Genomic DNA, 20930 nt, shown 5'->3' with positions numbered 1-20930 from the left:
TCTTAAAGCGTTGTTCTTATCCTGCACGAAGCAAGGTTTTCATTTTTTCACTGCGGCAAAGCTGGCGTTTTATTTCCACCACTAACGGATGGCGCGACACCACAATCATCGCCGCAAACGCCAGCGCTCCTGCCGCTACCTGGATCCCCAGCAACGCGCCTGGCGACAGTTGGCTGCGCAGCATTACCTCCAGCGCATAGCTCACCACAAGGGTAGGTAAAGAGAGATATAACGGCAGCCACAGACTGAGCATGTACTGGCGGTAGCTGGAGCCAAGAACAGGTTTGATCATCACGAAGTAACTGAGGATCGTGTTAATCACCTGGACCAGCAAAAAGCCCAGCGTCACGCCAATCGCCCCGGCCTGATGACCACCGATGAAAATGGCGGGAATAAACAGAAAGGTTTTGAACACATTGAATTTGAAGCTGATGTCGACCCGTGCTTTCGCCATCAGCAGTGAACCGATCGGATTCCCCACAGAGCGCAGCAGTCCAACAATGCACAGCAGTTGCAAGACGGGAATAATACCGTTCCACTTCTCGCCAAATACCAGCGGCACCACATTGTTCGACACCACCATCAACCCCAGGAGTACCGGGAAGTTGATGATCCCGACCACCGACAGCAGCTTGTAAAAATTCACCCGTAGCTTTTCACTATCGTCCTGAATTTTGGCAAACGCCGGAAACAGGACACGGGTAATAATCGGGTTCAGTTTGATCGGGGGAACAACCGCCACGTTCCAGGCGAGATTGAATCCGCCCGCCACGCCAGCGCCCAACGTTCTGGCTAAAACCAGCGTGGAAAGGTTGGTATTGAGGTAATTGATAATGCTGTCTGCCGTCAGCCACGCGCCAAAACGCAGGTTCGACGAAACGGATGCCAGCGAAAAATGCAGTCCCGGACGGTAAATCCGGCGACCAAAATAGCCGAACAGCAGCGTTCGTAGCGTACTGTTCACCAGATACCCGAGAATGGCCGTCAGCGCGAGCGGCCAGAAATAGGCGCTGACCACGGTAAAGGTAAAACCGGCCAACACCGAACTGGTTTCAATCATGCCAATTTTGTTGAAGGCCAGCTCTTTTTGCATCAGCGCGCGAAACTGCTGCCCGTGCGGTATCACCACAAACGCCAGCGATAAGGTTTTGATGAGTGGCGCCAGTTCGGGATTATTGAGCACGCTGGCAATCGTCCCGCTAAGCAGAAACATCACCACACATACCACCATACCCAGCCCAACGTTGAGCCAGTACAGCGTTGTCAGCTCAAGATAACCGATGTCTTTGCGCTGAATAATTGAATTGGCGATACCGAAATCCGACAGCGTATCGGCCAGCGCAATGATCACCAGCGACACGGTTAACAACCCAAACTGATGGTTATCAATAATTCGCGCCAGGACGGTCATCTGGATAAGTCCCAGACCAATAATGATCACCGTAGCAATCGCCGACCACTTTGCGCCATTAAGCGTTTTTTCTCGTAAGCTCATGTTAATACGCCGCTTTGTTCACAAAGCCTTTGAATACCGTCAGAAAAACAATTTTGATATCGAACCACACGCTCCACTCGCGAATGTATTCGAGGTCAAACTCCACACGTTTTTCCATTTTTTCCAGCGTATCGGTTTCACCGCGCCAGCCGTTGATTTGCGCCCAGCCGGTAATGCCCGGTTTCACCTTATGGCGTAACATGTACCCCTCGATCAGTTGGCGGTACTGTTCGTTATGCGCCACCGCATGCGGACGTGGGCCGACGATAGACATCCCCCCGGTCAGGACGTTAATAAACTGCGGCAGTTCATCGAGCGACGTCCGGCGCAGGAAATTTCCCACAGGGGTAACGCGCGGATCGTTTTGCGTCGCCTGCGTTACCACCGCGTCGTTCTCCATCACTTTCATCGAGCGAAACTTCCAGACTTTGATCGGCTTCCCGTCCATGCCATAGCGGGTCTGGCGGAAAATCACCGGACCTTTGGAGGTCAGTTTTACCAGCAGCGCAATACCACACAGCACCGGGGAAATAAGCAGCAGGATCAGTGAAGCCAGCACGATATCTTCCGCGCGCTTTAACAGACGATTAATCCCCGAGAGCGGCGTGTCATACAGCGGTACGACCGGAACGCCGTTCATCTCTTCAATCCGTGAATGCAGGATGTTGAAGGTAAAGACATCAGGAATGAGGATCACCGAGCAGGTGGTGTCGGCCAACTCACGCACCAGTTTTTTTACGCTGGCGCCATCGCTCATCGACATGGCGATATAAACGTTATGAATGCGTGAAGCTTTGGCGTCGTCCACCAGTTGTTGCAGATTACCGGCCCAGTCGCGGGAGTTTTTTCCAGGGATTGGGTCGTGATAGACCCCCGCCACTTCAAATCCCAGCCACGGTTCATGGCGAAAACTGTCCAGCAGCATTTGTCCGGCGGGCAGGTCGCCAGCCACCGCCACCCGGCGGGTGTTGTAACCACGATTACGCAGCCACCCCGCACCGTAGCGAATAAACGAACGACTCAACACCAGGCCGACGCTTGAAAGGAGATACCATGCCAGCCAGACGGCGAGACGGTTATCGAAATCGTTATTAAAAGCGATCAGACCTGCGCTAAAAATCAGGCTCAGCGTCCAGTTTTGTAGTAACAGCACCAGCTCAGTGGAAATTTTGACGCCGCGCCAGGAGCGATAAAAATCCGTTATGCCACCGAGCATCTGAAAAACGACCAGCGTGATCAGCGCCACCAGCAGGTGCATATACAGGAAAGGCAAACCGCTTAATTCGCAGATCACCCACAACCCGCCAAACATGATGGTGATATCTGAAAAGCGTTGCACCATCGAAATTAACGACGCATTGGTTTTGGCGCGTTCGCGCTTTTTTAGATGTGTCATCGTGGTTCCTGTTAGTCACCCTTTGCCCATAAGCGGGCAAAGGAAGCACCGGCATTACTGATTCAGTAACGCCAGAAGAGTGCGCGTTCGCGCTTCCATCAACGGAATATTTCCGCGCGATTCCACGTTCAGGCGCACCACCGGTTCGGTATTGGAAGAGCGTAAATTAAAGCGCCAGTCGACAAACGCCATGCTGATACCGTCCGTTCTGTCCACCGTCAGCGCCTCACGGGAAAAGTGCTGCTCCACACGCGCAATCGCTGCCGCCGGCTCTGCCAGCGTGCTGTTGATTTCCCCACTCGCCGGATAGGCCACCATCCGGTCACGGACCAGTTCACCCAGCGACTGTCCTTTCAGACTCAGCAGTTCCGCCACCAGCAGCCACGGGATCATTCCGCTGTCGCAGTAAGCAAAATCACGGAAATAGTGATGCGCGCTCATTTCACCGCCATAAATGGCATCTTCATGGCGCATGCGCTCTTTGATAAACGCGTGCCCGGTTTTTGACATCACCGGTTTACCGCCTGCCGCCGTCACCACGTCCACGGTATTCCAGGACAGGCGCGGGTCGTGGATAATTTTCGCCCCCGGATTCTTCTCCAGAAACGCTTCTGCCAGCAGGCCGACAATGTAGTAGCCCTCAATGAACTGACCTTTTTCATCGAACAGGAAGCAGCGGTCAAAATCACCGTCGAAGGCAATCCCCATATCCGCACCGTGTTCAATCACCGCATTGCGCGTGTCGGCCCGGCATTCCGGCAGCAGAGGATTGGGGATACCGTTGGGGAAGTTGCCATCCGGCGTATTGTGAATTTTGATGAACTCGACCGGCACCCCCAGCGCCTTAAAACGGGCTTCAATGACGTCAACCACTGGACCTGCCGCACCGTTGCCGGAGTTGAGCACCAGCTTCATCGGTTTCAGGCTGCCGGGATTGATGTAACCCAGCAGGTGGTCGATGTAGGCATCGCGGGTAGTAATACGCTGATAGTGGCCACGTTTTGTCGCATCAACCGCCGGGAAGTCGTTGGCTTCCGCCAGGCGCTGCACGTCGCGCAGACCGGTATCACCGCTGATGGGCCGCGCCCCTTCCCGCACCAGCTTCATGCCGTTGTAATCCATCGGATTATGGCTGGCGGTCACTTCAATACCGCCGTCAATGCCAAGGTGGAAGGTGGCGAAGTAAATCTCTTCGGTGCCCGACATGCCAATATCCAGCACATTCACCCCCGCATCCTGCAGCCCTTTCGCCAGCGCCAGCTTTAGCGTCTCGCTGGTCAGACGCACATCGCCGCCCAGAACAATAGATTTAGGCTTCAGGAACTCGCCGTAAGCGCGGCCAATTCGCCACGCAATCTCTTCATTCAGCTCTTCGCCCAGCCTGCCGCGAATATCGTAGGCTTTGAAACAGGTTAATTTCGTCATGATTTCCCCTTCTTCAGGCAACAGTTAGCCCTCTCCTGACTGGAGATATTTTTCACAAAATGACTAGCCGTTAGTTTTTAGGCCGGATAAGGTGTTCACGCCGCCATCCGGCAACGATGATGTTGTGTTACGCGCGCCCGTAGCGATCCGCAAACCGCACCACATCATCCTCATCGAGGTAAGATCCGGAGCGCACTTCAATCAGATCGAGCGGGATTTTCCCGGGGTTCTCCAGACAATGGGTCGCCCCCAGCGGAATATAGACAGACTCGTTTTCAGCAAGCAGTTTGATATCATCATTGATTGTCACCTTCGCGGTACCGGCAACCACAACCCAGTGTTCAGCCCGGTGATGATGCATCTGCACAGACAATCCCTCACCAGGCTTGACGGTAATTCGCTTCACCTGGTAACGTTCTCCGGCATCAATTGAGTCGTACTTGCCCCACGGACGATAAACTTCGCGGTGAATATGATGCTCATGACGCCCGTCAGCCTTAATTTGCTCTACCACTTTTTTGACGTCCTGCACCGCGTTGCGATCGGCTATCAGCACCGCGTCTTTGGTCTGCACCACCACCAGATCTTTCACCCCGACGGTCGTCACCAGGCCGGATTCGGCATACACGTAACTGTTTTCCGTTTTGTGGCTTATGACATCGCCGTGATGCACATTGCCTTCAGCGGTATGGGCACTGATTTCCCACAGCGATGACCAGGAGCCAACATCGCTCCAGCCTGCATTCATTGGCATCACCACCGCATCGGCGGTACGTTCCATTACCGCATAGTCCACAGACTCTTCCGGGCAGGCGAGAAACGCCTGTTCATCAACGCGGATAAAATCGAGATCGGGGTCGACCGTACTCATGGCGTTCTCACAGGCTGCAAGAATGTCGGGACGATACTTTTTCAGTTCTTCCAGGTAACGTCCGGCCCGGAACAAGAACATGCCGCTGTTCCAGTAGTAGTCGCCGCTCGTCACGTAAGCCTGCGCGGTTTCCAGATTGGGCTTTTCAACAAACTGTGCCACTTCAAAAGCCACGGCGTCAGTATTCGTCGGCGAGACGTCCCCCCGGCGGATATAGCCATAGCCGGTTTCCGGCTGGTCCGGCACGATACCGAACGTCACCAGCTTACCCGCTCCGGCATAGGGCATCGCATTGCGAACCGCCTCGCGGAATGCCTCTTCGTCGGCAATCATGTGATCGGCCGCCAAGACCAGCAGCAGCGGATCCTCACCCGGACTTTGACGTTTTGCCGCCAGCGCGGCCAGCGCTATCGCCGGTGCCGTATTACGCCCGGCAGGTTCGAGAATGATGTTCTCAGTCAGCTTGTGCAGTTGTCGTAGCTGTTCCGCTACGATAAAACGGTGTTGTTCATTACAGATAACCACCGGACTTTCGCACTCCACGCCGTTCAGACGGCAAATCGTCGTCTGCAGCATGGTGAGATCGCCTTTCAGGCACAGGAACTGCTTTGGGTACAGCACGCGGGACAGTGGCCATAAACGGCTCCCTGAGCCACCGGCCATCACCACCGGAAAGAGTTTGCTTTGACTCATCATGTACCCCGTATATCTGCAAGAAATTGACTCAGCACGTTTTCTTTATCCAGCGTGCGTTCGGCATAATCACGTGCCACCGTGTTTACTTTTGGCATCATCAATGCCCGTTTAATACCGCAAACCAGCGCGTTTACCGACTCCGGCTCCACGCACACCGCAATGCCAGGGTGAGCGTCACAAAGCTGACCCAGCTCGGTTTCAGGTTCGGCAGTAATAACTGCGTTACCACCAACAGCGAGGATATTGGTCAATTTGGAGGGCAGTACGGCATCTGCCGCACCACGCTTTTGCACGACCAGATGACAATCCGCCATCTTGAGCAGCGCAGGCAGCGCGTCATATGATTGCAGCGGAAAGAACATCACGTTGTTCAGGCCGCGTTCGCTGACCATACTCTCCAGCCGCGCTTTACCACCGCCCTGCCCGACAATCACAAACAGCCAGGGGTATTCGCTCAACTCGACCGCTGCGTCTATCACGCTCTCCAGCCCCTGCTTTTCACCGATATTGCCTGAGTAAAGAACGATCTTTTGATCGGCAGGCAATCCCAGTTGCCGAGACAACGCCTGGGCATCGGCGTCGCTCACATCACGAAAGCGCGTCACTTCTGACCAGTTCGGAAAGAAAATAACCTTGTGCGGCGCAACGCCTTTTTCCATGGCTTTGTGCATCATGGAACGGGAAATCGTCGAAATATGGTCCATATTCAACAGCCCACTGCGCTCAAAGGCGCTGGCCAGTTTTGCCACCATACCGCGCGTGCCTTTGCCCGCCATTCCTAGCCCCAACATGGCATCGACTTCGTAATCCTGAACGTGCAATAGCGTACGTGCGCCACAAAGCTTTGCCAGCAGGCGCATGCCTGGCGTGCAAAACAGCGTCGGCACCACGCCGATAATGCGATCTGGCTTCCAGCGACGTTGCGCCAGTAGCGGGAAAAAACTGCTCAGGGCGAAACTGCCTAAATGCAGCAGGCGCTTGAGCGTTGAGGGTTGCTCAGGCACATACAGCGGACAACGCCAGACGAGGGCGTCGCCCTCTTCGCGACGGTAGCGCCAGGATGAATAACTGCCGTTTACCTTCCACTGGGGATAATAAGGCGGCGCGGTGATCACCCGAACGTCATGCCCCTGCTGCGCCATCCACTCCACCATTTCACCGGTGTATTTGCCGATACCGGTCAACTCCGGCGAATAGTTGATGCCATACACGAGGATCTTCATAGCCCGGGTACTCCGGCCTGACTTGTTTTACAGAAGTAAGCCCGACTGTTGTCGTGTACGTGGTCACTGGCCAGAATCTGTGTAGACGCCATCCATCGGTACGCATCATGTTGGACATTGGGCAGTTGCAAGTCGTTTTCCGACACCCGCAGACGAAATCCCAGCACGATGTAATGCGTTGAGAAATCATCCCCAGAAAAGTTGTCGTCATAGAAGTGCTGCCAGACACCGTAAAACTCCGCAGCGGACAGCGGTAAACGTAACCCCAGCTCCGCTTCAGTAAGCCGCTCAAAGGCCACGTGCAGCGGTTCATCTTTTTGCACCCGACCGCCGGGCACAAACCAGTAACCCTGCGCCGGACGATTGAGACGCTTACCGAGCAGAAATTCACCGTGGGTGTTTTCCACGATCAAATCGATGGAAATCAGCGGAGTTGAACGTACTACGGTGGCAAAATCCTCATGACGTAAAAACATGCTTACCCCCGGTAGCGCTGCTGGTTTTCAAGGAACCACTGCCAGGTACTGGCAAGCCCCGCTTCCAGTGATATCTCGTGATACCAGCCCAACTGATGTAGACGCGTAACATCGAGCAATTTGCGCGGCGTTCCATCCGGTTTGCTGGCGTCGAACACCACGCGCCCCTTGTAACCCACGACCTGCGCGATGGTTTGCGCCAGTTCGCGGATAGTGCAGTCCACGCCGGTGCCCACGTTGATATGCGACAGCATCGGCTGGGTATATTCCTGCAAGACTTCCTGATCCAGCTCCATCACGTGGATACTGGCCGCTGCCATATCGTCAACATGCAGAAATTCACGCATTGGCGTCCCGCTTCCCCAAACCACCACATCCGGCGTATTATGCTCTCGAGCGTCATGAAAGCGGCGCAGCAGCGCCGGGATCACATGCGAATTACTCGGGTGGAAGTTGTCATGCGGCCCATACAGATTGGTCGGCATCACCGAGCGATAATCGCGGCCATACTGGCGGTTATACGATTCGCACAGCTTGATCCCAGCAATTTTGGCAATCGCATACGGCTCATTGGTCGGTTCCAGCTGCCCCTGCAACAGCTCGCTTTCGGCTATTGGCTGGGTGGCTTGCTTTGGATAAATACAGGATGATCCGAGGAACAGCAGTTTATTCACGTTATGTAAATGCGCAGCATGAATAATGTTGCTCTCAATCATCATATTTTCATAAATAAAATCAGCAGGATAAGTATTATTCGCCACGATCCCGCCAACTTTAGCCGCTGCCAGATAAACCTGGTCAATACGTTCAGTGGCAAAGAACGCCTGCACCGCACTGGCGTCCAGCAGGTTAAGTTGGTCGCGGGTACGCAGCACCAGCTCGACATTATCTCGCTGCGACAATTGTCTGACGATGGCGGACCCCACCATCCCGCGATGGCCCGCCACAAAAATACGTTGTGTCTTCATCCTCAGTACTCCAGCGCGATGGCGACCTCGTAACCGTGCGACTTCAGCAGGGAATGCTTCTTCGCTGCTTCAAGATCGTTGGCAACCATTTCCGAGATCATCTGGCGCAGCGTGATTTCCGGCTTCCAGCCCAGTTTTTCATGTGCTTTGGCCGGATCGCCCAATAGCGTTTCCACCTCTGCCGGACGGAAATAGCGCGGATCGACGGCAATCATGACATCCCCAGGTTTCACACCCGGCGCGTCGTGTCCGGTTACGGAAACCACGATGCCTTTCTCATTCACGCCATCACCTTCAAAGCGCAATTTAATCCCCAACTGAGCGGCGGCCATTTCCACAAACTGGCGCACGGAATACTGCACGCCGGTGGCAATCACGAAATCTTCCGGCTTGTCCTGCTGCAGCATCATCCACTGCATCCTGACGTAATCTTTGGCATGCCCCCAGTCACGCAGCGAATCCATATTGCCCAGGTACAGACAAGACTCCAGCCCCTGCGCGATGTTGGCGATCGCACGCGTAATTTTGCGCGTGACAAAGGTTTCGCCGCGGCGCGGAGATTCGTGGTTAAACAGAATGCCGTTACAGGCATACATACCGTAAGATTCGCGGTAGTTGACGGTTATCCAGTAGGCGTACAGCTTGGCAACGGCATACGGCGAGCGCGGGTAGAACGGCGTGCTCTCTTTCTGCGGGATTTCCTGTACCAGACCGTACAGTTCAGAGGTGGAAGCCTGATAAAAACGGGTCTTCTTTTCCAGGCCGAGGAAGCGGATAGCTTCCAGCAAACGTAAGGTGCCGATAGCATCGACATCCGCGGTGTATTCCGGTGAATCAAACGATACCGCGACATGACTCATGGCGCCGAGGTTATAGACCTCATCCGGTTGCACTTCCTGTAAAATACGGGTCAGGTTGGAGGAGTCCGTCAAATCGCCATAGTGCAGATGGAATTTGGGATTGCCCGAATGCGGATCCTGATAGATGTGGTCCACTCGTTCGGTGTTGAATGATGAAGCGCGGCGCTTAATACCGTGTACTTCATACCCTTTTTCCAGCAGGAACTCTGCCAGGTAAGAACCATCCTGCCCGGTTACGCCAGTGATGAGAGCGACTTTTGACATGTTATTACCTCTTAAATGATCCCCTCAGGGAGTAACTTTCTCGACGCGTTCGCGTGTGACTATTGCGGGATTTCCCCGACAAACGACATTGGCTGGCAGCGATTTAAATACACTGCTGCGTGCTCCGACGACGGTGCCATCGCCAATCGTCACGCCAGGCGCGACAAAGACATCTGTCGCCAGCCAGCATTTATCACCAACTACAATTGGTGTGGCGTTAATATCAAAATGTTGACTGGCATAATCATGACTCCCGGTGCATAAATAACTTTTTTGCGAAATAACCGCGTGCGCACCAATCGTAATATCACCCAGCGTATATAAAACCGCGTCATCACCCACCCAGGAATAATCTCCCAGGGTTAATTTCCACGGATAAGTAATTTTTACTGAAGGTCGAATAACTACGTTTTTTCCTATTTTTGCGCCAAACATTCGCAATAAAAACGCACGCCAGCGATACATTACCTGTGGGGACCAGCGAAATAATGTGGCTTGCACTGCCCACCATAATTGCACTTTAATGGCACCGCCGCCGCGAAAACCTCCCGGCACGTTGAAGCCGCTTAAATCCTGCATAATGTACCCTTACGCTTTTCCATATAAGGTTTTTGTTTTACCGGTTGTGCGCAGACGTAAATATTCTGACAACCCGGTCCAAAACCCTGGCATGTGTAATATCTGGCGCTGTACCTTTTTTGCATCCCGGCACAATTCCAGATTATTCGTCGTTGACACCCCACCCATGGAAAACTCTGACACCAGCCCGCTCAGCTTTTTAAACGCGTAACCTGACTTGTATAATTTGGCTGCCAGTGCGTAATCAGACGATATCTTATATTGCAAATCATAGCGCCAGACATTCAGTCCAGAGAGAGGAAAGAAGATGGCCTGATGGCTGGCGGGAAGGCTGTGATAAATATACCAACCCGGCTTGGCCCGCCGCTTAATTTTGTTACCATTACCGAAATCCAGCAACGCATCGCCAATGACCATCGCTTTATCGCTCTGCGTTTTTAGCTGGCGGATAAAATGAGCCGCATCTGCATGCAGAATATCCCCGGAGTTGAGGAACAGCGCAAACCGCCCGCGCGCCATAGCGATACCTTTGTTCATTGCATCATAGATGCCCTTATCCGGCTCGCTGACAAACCGTAACCGGTGCTCTCCACTGAGCCCTTCAAGAAAGGCCGAGGTACCGTCAGAGGAGCCGCCATCAACAACAATCCACTCAAAACTGATATCACCCGCCTGCGCCAGATGAGCTAACGACGCGTGAGTTTTGACGATCCCTTCCAGATTACGAAAGGCGACGGTAATAATACTGAGCAGCATGCGTTCTACCTCGCTATATTCAGCGCCTTGCGCAAAATAAACGGACATACAATTAAAAATGCGTATTCCGGACTAAATACTGAACCTGTAAAAAACAGCGACAGCGGCGTAAAAAGATAAAGCTGCACCCGATAATTCTGATTATCACCAAACGCATTGATCATCATCTTCATGACTTTCCCCATGTACCACAGGGCTAATATCACCGCGAACCATGAGAAATAAATAATCAGCAGATACAAGCCATTGTCTATCGTTTTACCAACATCTGCACCGTTAAAAATTCCGAATGACGCAACATATTCATAAAGTGAGCCGAATCTCACTACCCCATCAACGTTAAGTAACGAATAACCGACCATTACTAATGGTCCCACGATACGATAATACGATGATGAGCCTTCAGTTCCTAAATCTCCAAGCCGTGTCGCGATGTACGGAAACGCAAATATCACACCAACAACAAACACGCTTAATGAGATTATCGCCAGCGGCAACTTCTTTTTTATCGCATCTTTATTCAGATACTGGAACGCCCACTCCAGGAGGTAAAACAAAATAAATGTCATTACCCCTGAAAACGATCCTGATAATATTATCCCTGCCAGAATCATAGCATCGGACTTAGGCGTTTTGATACCAAACTGTTTGATACTGAGCCAAATTGAGATTAACGCCAGAGCGAAGAATGCCGGTTCGAAATAGAGTGCAGTGGTGCGCTTCCCGCCAAACTTAATAAAGTTCAGAACATAGCTATTACTGTAAATAAGATATTTCGAAATAACTTCCATTAAACTGCTGCCGCCACTAAGAATTATCTGCGCCATTTCCACCGCAGCTAACCCCACCACCAGGCCCACAACCAGCCAGAAAAAACGCAAGATCTTAATGTAGTTATGCGGCGAAATGGTTTTGAAGCGAATACTCCACACCATACCGATAATCACCACGGTATAGACAAACAGCATTGCGGACGTCACGTACTTGCTGGCATCCAGTGATTGTCCGAACAGATAGTTAAACGCCGTCAGTCCGCCCCCCACGCCCAGCGCAATCATTAATTTTTTAATATTGATGCGCTCGACAAACAGCAACAGCAGAACGGGCAAGAACGTGACGATAGTTATCGGGAAGCTCTCGCCAAGCTGGGCGAGTTTGACGTTAACCAGCAGATAAAGCAGCGGTAGCACCATATAGCTACAGATTCTGATAGAACGAGACATACTCCTCCAGCATCTGTTGCCCACTATATGCCACCCGGCTGCGCTGGCTGAACGCGGCAAGCGACGTGTCAAATACCGCCTGCGCAATGTCTGATCTTTTCAGTTGCACCAGGTGCAAAACGTCCGCTTCGCTGAACGTTTTGCCGCCCGATTTCGCCAGCACTTCCTGCGCGGCATCGCTATGCGTAGCAATAACCGGTACGCCGATGGAAAGCGCTTCACACAGAATCAGCGGGTAGTTATCAACGCGCGAGCTGAACACCAGACCATCCATCTCGTTAAGCGCGCTCATCAACGTGCGCTTATCGCTCTCAAACCCGTGATTGATGACGTTATCCCCGACAAACGGGGAAAATTTGCCGAAGGTATGCAGCTCAATTTTGTCTCCGAGCGCAATCATCGCTCGCACCAGTTGCTGACTGGTTTTTCCGTCATAGCGCAGGTCATGGGCCACCACGGCGATTTTCGGTCTGCCGCTTTCCTCATGCTTAGCGGGAAGTTCGGCAAGAATGGCTTCCGTTGCCACATCGATGCCGTTGTTAATAATGCGGCAACGACCGGCGCCATACAGACTGTTGAATGCATCGGCCACATGCTGACTGGGCGAGATGAACTGGCAGCCCAGCGCCAGCATGGCGCGAAACATCTGCCGTTTACCAGGCAACTGTTGATGGGCTTTATCGATTTTTACCGGCGGATAGTTACTGAGCGTTGGACATTTCTGACAGCCCGTTTTCCAGCTTTCGCAACCATCGGTAAAGGCACAGCGCCCGGTCACGCTCCAGTGATCGTGCAGCGTCCAGACGAAGGTGATATCCGGTTTATGCGCCTTCACTTTTTGGCAAAAGGCGACCACCTCTTCCAGATTCAACCAGTAGCTGTGCAACACATGAAAATGCAGTACCAGCGGGCCGGAAGTGCGGGTTACCGTACGGTAAAACTTGTCGAGATTGCCAAACATGTCGCGGTTCGCGAAACGAAACAGCGCAATGTTCGCCGCCGACGTCAGACGTGGCGTATGTTTGATAACCTGCGGGTAATTCGCATGGCTGACGCTTTTCTTACCGCCTTTGCCATAGCCGTAGACAAAATGCGATGACAGCCCTTTTTCCAGCGCCCTCAGATGCAAATCTAACGCCACACCTGCCGCCCCGCCTTCTGCGAGTCGCACATTAAACTGTAATATCTTCATTTTATTACCTTCACCCGTGCCTTCTCGCCCACGACCAGCGTATTGTCCGGGATGCTGTCCACTACGACGCTCCCGGCGCCAATCGTCACGTTATCGCCAATGGCAACGCCGCCAAGCAGAGTGACATTGGCCCCCAGCTCAACGCCGTTACCGATGACCGGACAGGACAGATCGTTGCCGCCAAGATTGCCGATGGTGACGCCGTGGCGCAGGGTGAAATCATCCCCCGCCACCACGTGTTTATTGATCACCACCCCATAGCCATGATGGATGGTGAAACGACGACCAATAGATGCAGCGGCCTGGATTTCATAGCCAAACACGCATTCAGTGATAAGGCGATACATCACCAGCACCGGCGCCGCCCACAGGTTGTTCAAGACATTTTTTTTACGCCAGACGGAGCAAAAATGGGCAATCCGATAGGCCACCACCATGCAGCAGGGTCGCAGACTCCAGCCGTTCGCGCGTAAATCTTCCAGCATACTTAGCGTCCTCGCAGTCCGTCGGCCAGGCGCTTACTATTGCGAACAGAAAGCAGCGTCAGCAAAGTGCGCCAGTTCATCCGTTTATTGCGGATCTGGTAGAGGGTAAACAGCTGATATTTCTTGCTGGCCCGGTCAAATTTGCCTTTGTGCTTACGGTAGAACTGAAAGTAGCCGGAGAACTTATGCGGGGATGAGGTAATACGCATTTCACCGTGATTCACATGCAGGATCTGCGTTGCCTCTTTTACCTTCCACGGTTTGCCATACGCCACCACCATGCGCAGGAAAATGTCATAATCCTGCGCCGCTTTCAGCGTGGTATCGAACAGGCATGCTTTAAACCGCCAGGCCCAGGTAAACACCTGATTACCAATAATATTGCGCTTATAAAACTTACGGCGTGAATAAACGGCCTTCGGATAGAGCGGCAAACTGGTCGGCTGCGAATATACTTCGCCTTCACAGACATAGTCATTGGCATACAGAAACGCCCGCGTCACCAGATGATGGCGATAATTGAGAAATACGCTCAGGCGGTTCGGCGTCCATTCATCATCATCATCAATACCCGTAATATATTGCCCACTGGCCTGCATGATGGCCTGATTACGCACCGCACAGGCTCCGGAGTTAGTGGGATTACGCGTATACGACACACGCGGATCGTTGAGCTCTTCAACAAATTGCTGCAGTTGCTCATACGAGGAAGAGCAATCATCCACAATGATCATCTCCCAGTGAGGATAGTCCTGGCGCAGTACCGATTTAATCGCCCGGATGGCCAGTTGCTGACGGTTCCAGGTGGGCATATAAATTGAAATTAGCGGGTTGTCTGTCGTCATTTTCGTTTCCCAGATATCCCCGTCATACTTCAAGTTGCATCTGCGTTGGCTTTCCTGCAACCCGAATTATTAAGGGTATAAATATGTTTTTGTGGGCCGCTATCCGGCAATGTTCGTAATCTATTTCGAATCCGAGGTGTACTCGTATTCGTAGTAACCGTAATCCTGATACCCGCTGGCGCGGCGGAAGATCGAGTTCAGGATCACCCCTTTCACCTGAATGCCGTTTTGCTCGAAGCGACTCAGGCTGGTTTCCACCTCTTTCAGCGTGTTGACCGCGTAACGCGCCACCATCAGCGTGGTTCCAGCGTGACGACCCACGATAGCCGCGTCGGTCACCGCCAGTATTGGCGGGGTATCGATCAGCACCAGGTCATAGTGCGAGCTGGCCCATGCAATCAGTTCGCCAAAGCGTTCACTCATCAGCAACTCGGAGGGGTTGGGGGGAATTTGTCCGCGAGGGATCAGATCAAAATGTGGAATCGATGTCGGTTTCGCGCTGGATGAGATATCCCCCTTGCCGATGAGGATCTCAGACAGACCGTTAACGTTATTGGTCCCCAGCAGCTCGTGGGTATAACCTTTGCGCATGTCGCAGTCGATCAACAGCACGCGTTTGTTGGTCTGACTAACGACCGCCGCCAGGTTGGCGCAGACAAACGTTTTACCAATCGACGGGCTGACGCCGGTCAGCATCAAGACGTTGTTGCGCGCCTGCATCATGGCAAAGTGCAGGCTGGTACGCAGGCTGCGGACCGCTTCTATCGCAAGATCCGTCGGATTCCCCACCGCCAGCAACTGGCTTTGCTTGTAGCGTTTCACGCCTTTAATGGTCTGCACGTTATCGCGTGCTTTTTGCCATTCTGATAGCGGAATGCTGGCATACACGCTGATACCATGCTCTTCCAGCGCCTGTGGGCTTTCAATGCCGCGATTAAACAGGGAACGCAGCAATACGCCCACCACTGAAAGCATCAAACCAAGAATGATGCTGCCGAGAATAATCAGCGTCGTTTTCGGCTTCAGCACGCCTGGCTGGGCAATCGCGGGATCGACGATGCGCACATCTCCGACCGTACTGGCCTCGGTAATCTTCAGCTCCTGTTGCTTGTTCAGCAGCTGCATATAGACCTGCTGGCCGGACTCCACGTCACGCGTCAGACGGACAATTTCCTGCTGCGTTTTCGGCATCGCCGTTACGCGCCCGTTCAGCTTGCTTTTCTCATCTTCCAGCGCCTGGCGTTTTTCCAACAAGGTGCGGTACGCAGGGTGCGCTTTGGTGAACAGCTTGGAAATCTCCGCTTCTTTGAAGGTCAGCTCATTAAGCTGCGCATCAATATTCACCATGGAATCCAGCACCGCTTTGGCTTCCAGCGGCAAATCCACGGAGTCTTTGTCCTGACGAAAGGCATTCAGCTTGTTTTCGGCAACGTCCAGCCGGTTACGTACCTCGGGCAACTGCTTTGCCAGAAACGCCAGACTTTTGGCGGCCTCTTCAGATTTACGCTCCACGTTTTGTTGCAGGTAGTTGCGGGTAATACTGTCAAGGATCTGGCGGATTTGCTCGCGGTCTTCGCCGGTAAAGGTCAGGCTCAGTACGCCAGTGTCTTTGCCGGTTTCCGTCACCATCAGATTATTTTGCAGGGTGTTGATCATGCCCAGCGTGGAGAATTTGCTGACGGTAAATTGGCTCTCAGGGCTGGCATGGATCGCCTCGACCAGCATCGTCACGCCGTCATGTTTCAGCACCTGCCCAACCTGCCCCTGGGCGCTAAAACCTCCGTCACTCACCAGCTGATAACTTTTGTCATTCAGCACGCTTAGCGTGAAGGTCTGTTCATTCATTGCCTTTGGCAGCGTGAAAGTCGTCACGTTAACCGTTTCGTTCTGGCGCCCCATCAACCGACCCCAACCCGCGCCAAAAATGGGGAACGTATCTTTGGTAACCGCGATATCCAGGTTGAGATCGTCTACCGTTTTCCCCAATACCAGCCGTGACTGGATGAGCTGAATTTCCGCTTCAGAGGCCGGAGGTTTGTTCGACAACGCCGAGCCAATATCCTGCACCAGTGAATTTCCGGTATTTTGCTCAATTTGCACCAGCGCGTCCGCACTGTAGATCGGAGTGGCAAATAGCGTGTAAACCGCTGCGCATAATGCAAATGCCGCAGTAATACCAAGCACCCACCAGCGGGCTTCCACCACCGTTGCCACCAGACGGCCAATATCGATTTCATCATTGCCCGTTACCGGCGCAGCAGACTGTTTTACTTTTTCTGTCATTGTTTTCCCTGCTCTGCGTTCAGTGCCTGAGCCCATTGGCGTGCAGACCGTTCAAGTAATGCGTACACCGCGTCAAACGCATCACGGCTTTTACGATACGGATCGGGAATTTCGCGCTCGCTGTCCCAGTGACCAAACAACATCACTTTGCCGCGCATCTCCGGCACCATTTCACACAGGGCAGAGATATGGCGTTTTTCCATGGTCAGGATCAGGTCATACTCCCGGCACATTCGTCCCGAGATCTGCCGGGCACAATGATTCTCCAGTGACAGGTTGTGCGCCTGCGCCACGCTGATGGCGCACGGGTCCGCGCCTTTGCCTACCAACGCCCCAAGGCCGGCAGAAGATACCGTCAACGCCGGGTGAAATTGCCTTAACAAGCGCTCTGCCGTCGGAGAGCGGCAAATGTTCCCCACACAGACAACTAAGATTTTGTTAAACATGACGATTACCAGTTGTGAAGGTCGCTGGCCGTGTCCGTCATATAGCGAACACCGCTAATAGTCGGCAGCAACTGATTGATCAAACGGTTCCAGCGAGCAACCGGCGCGGTAGTGACGTACACCACATCGTATGGCTGGAGTCGGAATGACGTCGCCATCACCAGCGATGTCGCATCGGACATATCAAGCTGATAGATATTGGCGATCTTGCCGTTGTTCCCGCCCTCGCCTTTCAATGGACGAATAACGAAAATGCCGCTGGCGTTGGAGGTGGTCAGGTCGATACCTTCCGCGTTGCCGAGTGCTTCGGTGAGCGTCATGCCGCTGAAGTCCATTTTGAGGGTGCTCTGTTTTTTCACTTCCCCCATTACGAAGACTTTCAAATCGTCATTACGCGGAACAAACAGGATGTCGCCAGGATAGAGCAGACGGTTCTGGCTCAGGTCGCCATTTTGCATTAGCGCTTGCAGTGAAATGCGTTGCTCCTGCCCTTTATGAGTCAGTACAACGTTGCGCCAGTCTGCCGCCTCGGTGAGACCGCCTGCGGCGTTAATGGCATCGAGAACGGTAAGCGGCACGTTGGTGATGGCCTGCTGGCCGGATTTGTTCACCTGCCCGGAGACATAGGCCTTCTGCGAACGGAAAGCGGCGATATTAACGTCCACCTGCGGGTCAGCAATGTACTTCGCTAAGCGCCCGGTAATATCACTACGAATTTCGGCCAACGTTTTCCCTGACACGCTAACTTTGCCGATGTAGGGGTAAAACATGGTGCCATCAGGCTGCACCCAGTTGCCGGCATCACTTGAGCTACGATACTGTCCGGCCGGCGTGGTGAGTTCAGGATGATCCCAGACGGTAACATTCAGGACATCGCCCGGGCCGACCCGGTACTGATACCCGGCAATCTCCTGGTCGAGAGACATATTAGGCTGCGCAACATTTGGTCGGGGACGTAATTGTTCGACCAGTCGTGGGGTGAGTGGATAAACATTCACCATGCGATCGATATCAAAATCAGCGTCCTGCTGTTTAATCACATCTTTGCCCATCGTAGACATATTGCTGCCCGGAAGCACGGTACAACCGTTTATCAAGATTACCGATACCAATACAGGCATCAATTTAAGTTTGGATTTCATCATTGATTATTTATCACTTTGGCAGAGTAATTATCACGTGCGATCTAAATAGCGACTTCGCCTGTACGCATTTACCTTGCCGTTAATTGAAAAGGAATTTAACTGGCATCTGTCCTAAAAAAATGAATTCATCTGCGGTCTCTTGACAGAATAATTTAGGCTCGTCTCAGGCGACCAGACACGCTACCGCCCCTGGCTTCATTAGCTACCAATGCACTGATTAATTTAAATTTTTATCTTCCCCTTTATTTTCATCACATTCACAGCGGGAACGCATCAGGAATAGCGCCGCTGGTTGATAAGGAAATATTTATCTTTTGATTATTACCGGAGGAATTGTTGCAGCTAAGCGAATATCAGGCAAGGTAACAAGTTACCGACAACTTGCTTTTAAGATTAATATTAAGCGTTGAATTTGTATATTTTTAGGATTTTATTGATATTGACAATATTAATATAGAAATATCCCACCTGCGATATTTCTTAAAGAGCTTTGGATTAATAATATTATTTCCTGTAGTTACATTAAGGCTAATATCCCGTACCTGATTGTAATAGGCTACAGAGAAATCCCTCCTCGCCATTGCATTTTTCGCCAGTTTTACCCATGATCGAATTGTGACAATTGTCATATAACTATGGGTATAGCATTTACTATGGAATGGATTGCCGATCCGTCAATCTGGGCCGGACTCGTCACGCTAATCGTGATCGAACTTGTTCTTGGCATTGATAATCTTGTTTTTATTGCCATCCTCGCGGAGAAACTGCCTCCTGCCCAGCGGGATAAGGCGCGTATTACCGGGCTACTGCTGGCGATGGTCATGCGCCTGCTGCTGTTGGCATCAATATCATGGCTGGTAACGCTGACCACGCCGCTGTTCAGCATTCGCGGCCTGAGCTTCAGCGCGCGCGGCCTGAGCTTCAGCGCGCGCGATCTGATCATGCTGTTCGGCGGTTTCTTCCTGCTGTTTAAAGCCACCATGGAGCTAAACGAACGGCTGGAAGGCAAAGACAGCGAGAACCCGACCCAGCGTAAAGGCGCTAAGTTCTGGGGCGTCGTCGCGCAAATAGTCGTGCTGGACGCCATCTTCTCCCTGGATTCCGTCATTACCGCCGTGGGGATGGTCGATCACCTGGCGGTAATGATGGCCGCGGTGATTATTGCCATCAGCCTGATGGTGCTTGCCAGCAAGTCGCTGACGCGCTTTGTCAACAGCCATCCCACTATCGTCATTCTGTGCCTGAGCTTCTTGCTGATGATTGGTTTCAGTCTGGTCGCCGATGGGTTTGGTTTCCATATTCCGAAAGGTTACCTGTACGCCGCCATCGGCTTCTCGGTCATGATAGAAGCATTGAACCAGTTAGCTATCTTTAACCGCCGTCGCTTCCTGTCAGCCAACCATACCCTGCGCCAGCGCACCGCCGAGGCGGTAATGCGACTGCTGAGCGGGCAAAAAGAAGACGCCGAACTGGATGCCGAAACCGCGGCAATGCTGGCAGACCATCATGAAGGCCAAATTTTTGCCCCTCAGGAACGGCGGATGATTGAACGTGTGCTGAACCTTAATCAGCGTACGGTCAGCAGCATCATGACCTCGCGCCATGATATTGAGCACATCGACCTCAATGCGCCGGAAACAGAAATCCGCGCTTTGCTGGAAAAAAACCAGCATACGCGTCTGGTGGTCACCGGCGAAGATGAGCAGGAAGACTTGCTGGGCGTGGTGCATGTCATCGACCTGCTACAGCAATCTCTTCGCGGCGAGCCGCTCGACTTACGCGTCTTGATTCGCCAGCCGTTGGTGTTCCCGGAAACTCTGCCGCTGCTTCCGGCGCTTGAGCAGTTCCGTAACGCCCGGACGCACTTCGCTTTTGTGGCGGATGAATTTGGGTCAGTTGAAGGGATTGTTACGCTCAGTGATGTGATGGAAACCATCGCCGGTAACCTGCCAAATGAGGTAGAGGAGATTGACGCCCGCCATGACATTCAGAAAAACGCAGATGGTTCATGGACCGCTAACGGACACATGCCGTTGGAAGATCTGGTGCAGTATGTGCCTATCCCGTTAGATGATAAGCGTGAATATCACACCATTGCCGGACTGTTAATGGAGTATTTGCAGCGCATCCCGAAAACCGGGGAGGAAGTTCAGGTCGGCGACTATCGACTAAAAACCCTGCAGGTGGAAAATCATCGCGTGCAAAAAGTCCAACTGATACCGCTGCACAGTGAAGAAGAGATGGATTACGAGGTGTAAATCACGAGCCGGAGGCGGCATCAACCGCCATCCGGCAATATGAA

The 20930-nt window shown here is 52.7% G+C and carries 18 protein-coding genes; 1 reads left to right on the top strand and 17 read right to left on the bottom strand.

The features are described 5' to 3' along the window. Positions 1-16 precede the first annotated feature (16 nt). The 17 genes from wzxC to HV334_RS09470 all read right to left on the bottom strand — a co-directional run bounded on the left by wzxC (position 17) and on the right by HV334_RS09470 (position 18628). Positions 17-1495: a colanic acid undecaprenyl disphosphate flippase WzxC gene (gene wzxC, locus HV334_RS09550; RefSeq protein WP_181221555.1), complete on the bottom strand. Its 1479-nt coding sequence runs from the start codon at positions 1493-1495 to the stop codon at positions 17-19. 1 nt (position 1496) lies between these two features. Next, positions 1497-2891, bottom strand: a complete 1395-nt coding sequence (gene wcaJ, locus HV334_RS09545) for an undecaprenyl-phosphate glucose phosphotransferase (RefSeq protein ID WP_016156914.1) — start codon at positions 2889-2891, stop codon at positions 1497-1499. A gap of 54 nt (positions 2892-2945) precedes the next feature. Then, positions 2946-4316, bottom strand: coding sequence for a colanic acid biosynthesis phosphomannomutase CpsG (cpsG, locus tag HV334_RS09540; RefSeq protein ID WP_181221553.1), 1371 nt, complete (start codon positions 4314-4316; stop codon positions 2946-2948). A gap of 127 nt (positions 4317-4443) precedes the next feature. Next, positions 4444-5880, bottom strand: a complete 1437-nt coding sequence (gene cpsB, locus HV334_RS09535) for a mannose-1-phosphate guanyltransferase (RefSeq protein ID WP_181221874.1) — start codon at positions 5878-5880, stop codon at positions 4444-4446. Further along, positions 5880-7106: a colanic acid biosynthesis fucosyltransferase WcaI gene (gene wcaI, locus HV334_RS09530; RefSeq protein WP_181221551.1), complete on the bottom strand. Its 1227-nt coding sequence runs from the start codon at positions 7104-7106 to the stop codon at positions 5880-5882. The genes cpsB and wcaI overlap by 1 nt, the downstream gene beginning before the upstream one ends. Continuing rightward, entirely contained in the window at positions 7103-7582 is a 480-nt protein-coding gene (locus HV334_RS09525) for a GDP-mannose mannosyl hydrolase (protein ID WP_047499639.1), read from the bottom strand. The genes wcaI and HV334_RS09525 overlap by 4 nt, the downstream gene beginning before the upstream one ends. Positions 7583-7584: 2 nt before the next feature. Beyond that, the gene (locus HV334_RS09520) at positions 7585-8550 is read right to left on the bottom strand and encodes a GDP-L-fucose synthase (RefSeq protein ID WP_047499637.1); all 966 of its coding nucleotides are present in this window, start codon (positions 8548-8550) and stop codon (positions 7585-7587) included. A 2-nt stretch (positions 8551-8552) separates the two neighbouring features. Continuing rightward, entirely contained in the window at positions 8553-9674 is a 1122-nt protein-coding gene (gene gmd / locus HV334_RS09515) for a GDP-mannose 4,6-dehydratase (protein ID WP_047499634.1), read from the bottom strand. 24 nt (positions 9675-9698) lie between these two features. Further along, positions 9699-10253, bottom strand: coding sequence for a colanic acid biosynthesis acetyltransferase WcaF (gene wcaF, locus HV334_RS09510; protein WP_016153587.1), 555 nt, complete (start codon positions 10251-10253; stop codon positions 9699-9701). A gap of 9 nt (positions 10254-10262) precedes the next feature. Next, positions 10263-11009, bottom strand: a complete 747-nt coding sequence (gene wcaE / locus HV334_RS09505; RefSeq protein WP_019077134.1) for a colanic acid biosynthesis glycosyltransferase WcaE — start codon at positions 11007-11009, stop codon at positions 10263-10265. Positions 11010-11014: 5 nt separating this feature from the next. Continuing rightward, complete coding sequence (wcaD, locus tag HV334_RS09500) at positions 11015-12232, bottom strand: colanic acid polymerase WcaD (RefSeq protein ID WP_047499633.1); 1218 nt, start codon at positions 12230-12232, stop codon at positions 11015-11017. Then, entirely contained in the window at positions 12207-13424 is a 1218-nt protein-coding gene (gene wcaC / locus HV334_RS09495) for a colanic acid biosynthesis glycosyltransferase WcaC (protein WP_181221549.1), read from the bottom strand. Before wcaC ends, wcaD begins: the two co-directional genes overlap by 26 nt. Then, a complete protein-coding gene (wcaB, locus tag HV334_RS09490) occupies positions 13421-13909 on the bottom strand; it encodes a colanic acid biosynthesis acetyltransferase WcaB (protein WP_016156923.1) in 489 nt (162 codons plus the stop codon). Before wcaB ends, wcaC begins: the two co-directional genes overlap by 4 nt. 2 nt (positions 13910-13911) lie before the next feature. Further along, a complete protein-coding gene (gene wcaA, locus HV334_RS09485) occupies positions 13912-14754 on the bottom strand; it encodes a colanic acid biosynthesis glycosyltransferase WcaA (protein WP_016153592.1) in 843 nt (280 codons plus the stop codon). Between the two features lie 120 nt (positions 14755-14874). Further along, entirely contained in the window at positions 14875-17037 is a 2163-nt protein-coding gene (wzc, locus tag HV334_RS09480; RefSeq protein WP_181221547.1) for a tyrosine-protein kinase Wzc, read from the bottom strand. Beyond that, entirely contained in the window at positions 17034-17483 is a 450-nt protein-coding gene (gene wzb / locus HV334_RS09475; RefSeq protein WP_016156925.1) for a low molecular weight protein-tyrosine-phosphatase Wzb, read from the bottom strand. The genes wzc and wzb overlap by 4 nt, the downstream gene beginning before the upstream one ends. A gap of 5 nt (positions 17484-17488) precedes the next feature. Next, complete coding sequence (locus HV334_RS09470) at positions 17489-18628, bottom strand: polysaccharide export protein (RefSeq protein WP_029139591.1); 1140 nt, start codon at positions 18626-18628, stop codon at positions 17489-17491. Positions 18629-19281: 653 nt separating this feature from the next. Between HV334_RS09470 and HV334_RS09465 the strand changes: the two genes are divergently transcribed. Continuing rightward, positions 19282-20886 carry a TerC family protein gene (locus tag HV334_RS09465; RefSeq protein WP_181221546.1) on the top strand — a complete coding sequence of 535 codons (1605 nt, stop codon included), beginning with the start codon at positions 19282-19284 and terminating at the stop codon, positions 20884-20886. The last annotated feature ends 44 nt before the right edge of the window (positions 20887-20930 follow it).

Origin of the sequence: Citrobacter sp. RHBSTW-00944 (assembly GCF_013615435.1) — a bacterium.
Classification (GTDB): Bacteria; Pseudomonadota; Gammaproteobacteria; order Enterobacterales; family Enterobacteriaceae; genus Citrobacter; species Citrobacter braakii.
The sequence above is the reverse complement of the archived record's forward strand: the minus strand, read 5'-3'. Positions and strand labels throughout refer to the sequence as shown.